Origin of the sequence: Wolbachia endosymbiont of Wuchereria bancrofti, from assembly GCF_002204235.2 — a bacterium.
Taxonomy (GTDB): domain Bacteria; phylum Pseudomonadota; class Alphaproteobacteria; order Rickettsiales; family Anaplasmataceae; genus Wolbachia.
In genome coordinates this window covers 1-3,866 of the sequence record NZ_NJBR02000077.1, presented here as the reverse complement: position 1 = coordinate 3,866, position 3,866 = coordinate 1, and the positions used below count along the sequence as shown (strand labels likewise).

1 protein-coding gene, 1 tRNA gene and 1 pseudogene are annotated in these 3,866 nt (G+C 34.8%); all 3 read left to right on the top strand.

The genetic code is table 11. The features are described from left to right. Nucleotides 1–314: 314 nt before the first annotated feature. The 3 genes and pseudogenes from CCY16_RS03970 (at nt 315) to CCY16_RS03960 (ending at nt 3,662) form a co-directional block, all read left to right on the top strand. A pseudogene (locus tag CCY16_RS03970) lies at nt 315–2,620 on the top strand (AAA family ATPase). Nucleotides 2,621–2,687: 67 nt separating this feature from the next. Beyond that, on the top strand, nt 2,688–3,584 hold the full coding sequence (locus CCY16_RS03965; RefSeq protein WP_088415118.1) for a class I fructose-bisphosphate aldolase: 897 nt from the start codon (nt 2,688–2,690) through the stop codon (nt 3,582–3,584). A 5-nt stretch (nt 3,585–3,589) separates the two neighbouring features. Continuing rightward, nucleotides 3,590–3,662, top strand: a tRNA-Cys gene (locus CCY16_RS03960). The last annotated feature ends 204 nt before the right edge of the window (nt 3,663–3,866 follow it).

The window sequence follows — 3,866 nt, the reverse complement described above, 5'->3', positions numbered from 1 at the left end:
AATTATATAATACTTTGTCATTTTAATCTGCACAGATTGAAGGTAACTTAATACCTTCAGTATCGTGATAAGGGGGCTAGCTAGGTTTGTAAAGTAGTTTTTTCGGGTTACCTAAATGATGGCCAGGCAAAAATTATATGGTTTGCGAGAAGTTTAATCTAAACTTGGTTTGTAATGCCGTATTTACACACTAATTTCTTTACAATAAGCTCCATACACAGGGCTTTCAGCTATAACAGACTGCTGTATTTTAATTTTTTAATAATTGTGTGCTACTAATTATATATAAGTTCCATTTGTAAAGAGAGTAGGAGATGATTTCTAAGAATTTAGAGGCAAGTTTAAATAGAGTATTATTGATTGCCTCTAATTTTAATCTTAAATATGCAAAAGTAGAGCATTTATTGCTTGCATTAACTAAAAATGTGGATGTGAACTACGTTTTATCAAGGTATAATATTAGGGCTGATAAAACCAGCAATATGGATAGCATTCTATCAAGGTAGAACATTAAGCCTAATGGCTATAGTAGTGATATAAAAGTTTTTTTACAAGACAATTCTGAATTGACTATCAATGGAGTTGAGCCTAATTCGCTATTTCGATGCCTAATACATAGGGCTATGATACGTGCTCATAGCTTAGAAAAAAGGAAAATAAATGGAGTAAATGTTCTAGTAGAAATTTTGTTCTGACAAAATTTCTACATTGAAGATTTATTATAGAGACAAAACGCGAATGATTCCAATTTAATTTATCATATATCTAGCATGAAATGCTCCAGCAATATAGATGAATACACTACTAATCGTAAGGTAAAGCTCGATAAAAATAATGATGTTTCTACTGCAGTAAATAAAGGTGAGTTATTAAAAGATGAAAAAGTTCTACAAAGTTATTGTAAAAATTTAAATGATTATGCAAGAAGTAAAAAAATAGATTGCGTTATTGGTCATGATTATGAATTAAACCGCACTATAGAAATATTACTAAGGCGCAGAAAAAATAACCCTTTATATGTTGGGGACCCAGGTGTTGGCAAAACAACAATAGTTGAAGGTTTAGTATTGAAAGTAATCGAAGGCAGTGTTCCAAATGTGCTTAGGTCGAGCATGATTTATGCTTTGGATTTAGGATCACTTCTTGCAGGAACACGCTATAGAGGTGATTTTGAAGAGAGAATAAAGTCTATAATAAAGGCAATTGAGGCAAAGCCGGGTGCTATTCTCTTCATTGACAAAATACACACTATCATTGGAGCTGGTTCAACAAGCGGTAGTTTTCTTGATGCTGGTAATTTGCTGAAGCCTGCACTTGCAAGAGGTACATTGCGTTGTATAGGTGCAACCACATACAGAGAATACAGCAGTAGTTTTGAAAAAGATAAAGCGTTAGCAAGAAGGTTTCAAAAGATTAACGTACAAGAGTCTTCTGTTAATGAGATAATAAAAATATTAAATGGTATAAAGCACTGCTATGAAGGATACCATGGAGTATATTATACAAAACATGCCATTAAGTCTGCAGCTGAACTTTCACATAAGTATATTATCGGACAATATTACCTGATAAAGCAGTTGATATTATAGATGAAGCAGGAGCATATTGTAAGTTACTGAAAGACAGACACAAAATTGTGAACAGTAGAGATATTAAAAACACTATCACTAGAATTACAAAAGTACCTTGGAGGTCTGAGCTTGAAGATATGCAAAGGGTGAAGGCCATAGGAGAAAATCTTGAGAAAGTTATTTTTGGCCAGGAACAAGCAATAGAGTCCCTTGTCAATTCTATTAAAATTGCTAAACCTGGGTTGAGAAATTACAATAAACCCTTGGCAAATTATCTTTTTACAGGGCCAACAGGTGTTGGCAAAACTGAACTTGCAAAACAGTTAGCAAAGAGTATGGGCATGAACCTCATGCGTTTTGATATGTCTGAATATATGGAATCTCATTCTATATCTAGAATAATGAATTCTCCTCCTGGATATGTGGGTTATGATCATGGTGGACTACTTACAGAATCTGTGTTTAATAATCAATATAGTGTTGTTCTTCTTGATGAAATTGAGAGAACTCACAGTGGTATTCACAATATATTACTACAAATCATTGACTATGGTTGTGTTACAGACACTTATGGATGTAAAATTAGTTTTTCCAATATAATTTAATTATGACAACCAATGCAGGGGTACTTGAACACAGTAGGAACTCTATTGGCTTTGGATATAAAAATTTCTATATTAGTGATAGCGAAAAAGTAATGGAACAGGTTTTTAGTCCCGAGTTCTGTAATCGTCTTGATTGCGGTTATTTCTTTTTCTGACTCAAATATGGATGTGATTTTGCATATTGTGGATAAATTCGTTCAAGAATTGAAAAAACAACTTGCACAAAAAGGCACAAGCTGCTTAGTGGAAGGAAAAGTAAAGTCTTATCTTGCGCAAATGGGTTACAGTAAGAAAATGGGAGCACGCCCAATAGAAAGACTGATTAAAAAGGAAATAAAGAGTTACTTAGCTGAAGGAATACTGAACCGTCGACTAATTAAAGGAAGAAATTTAAGGGTTTATATGAACAGGCAAGAAGACAAAATTTCCTTCGATATAACTTAAAATTCTTGTGTTAAATTTCATCTTTGCTATAATTTATAACTGAAATTCAATTTAAGTTATAGTGATAATAAGTGATAAAGTAAGACAAATCCTAAGCTACTATGAGAGTGAAAATCCTGGGGTAAGGGCAAACCTTACTCGTATTCTCATGCATGGAAAGCTTGGTGGTACTGGTAAATTAGTAATTCTCCCTGTAGACCAAGGGTTTGAGCACGGGCCAATAAAGAGCTTCGAGGTTAACCCCCATGCTTATGATCCGCATTATCATTTTCAGCTTGCAATTGATTCAGGAGTAAGCGCGTACGCTGCTCCGCTTGGTATGATTGAAGCTGGTGCTTCAACTTATGCTGGAATGCTCCCACACATTTTGAAACTTAATAGTTCCAACTCTCTGCATTCAAAAAGTTTGACTTCCGATCAAGCAGTTACTGCTTCTGTAAAAGATGCACTGCGTTTGGGCTGCACAGCTGTTGGATTTACTATATATCCTGGTTCTGCTAAGTGTTTTGATATGATAGAAGAAGCTCGTAAAATCATCGCTGAAGCTAAGTCTTGTGGGCTTGCAGTTATATTATGGTCTTATCCACGCGGTGAAGGCATTTCCAAAGAAGGTGAGACAGCAGTTGATGTTATTGCTTATGCTGCACATATAGCAGCTTTGCTTGGTGCTAATATAATAAAAGTAAAACTTCCAACTAACCACTTGGAAAAAGAAAAAATAGAAGCTGGAAATATTGAGTCATTATCCAAAAGGATTGAATATGTCAGAAAATCTTGCTTTGCAGGAAAAAGAATAGTAGTTTTTTCTGGTGGTGAGTCAAAGTCAGTGAATGATATATACAATGAGGCAAAAGAAATTAAGCAAGGTGGCGGTAATGGTTCAATTATTGGGCGTAACACTTTTCAAAGAAAGAAAGAAGAAGCTTTATCTATGCTAAAAGATATAATGGATATCTACACATAAAAAACGGCTGGGTGGCAGAATGGTTTATGCGGAGGACTGCAAATCCTTTTTATACCGGTTCAATTCCGGTCCCGGCCTCTTCTATAGCTTGTGAAGGTTGTTTAATTTGACAGTAGCTTTAAGTATCTATTTAGGAGTGCAGCAGAGAGAATTTTCAAGCGAGCACGACTGTAAAAATAAAGTAGGTTAAATGTAGCAATAGAAACAGGACTAAAAAACCACTTGACAAGCTTCGCCAGCCTTCTTAGCCCAAAACTGGAGCTATTTTATATAATTTTCCAG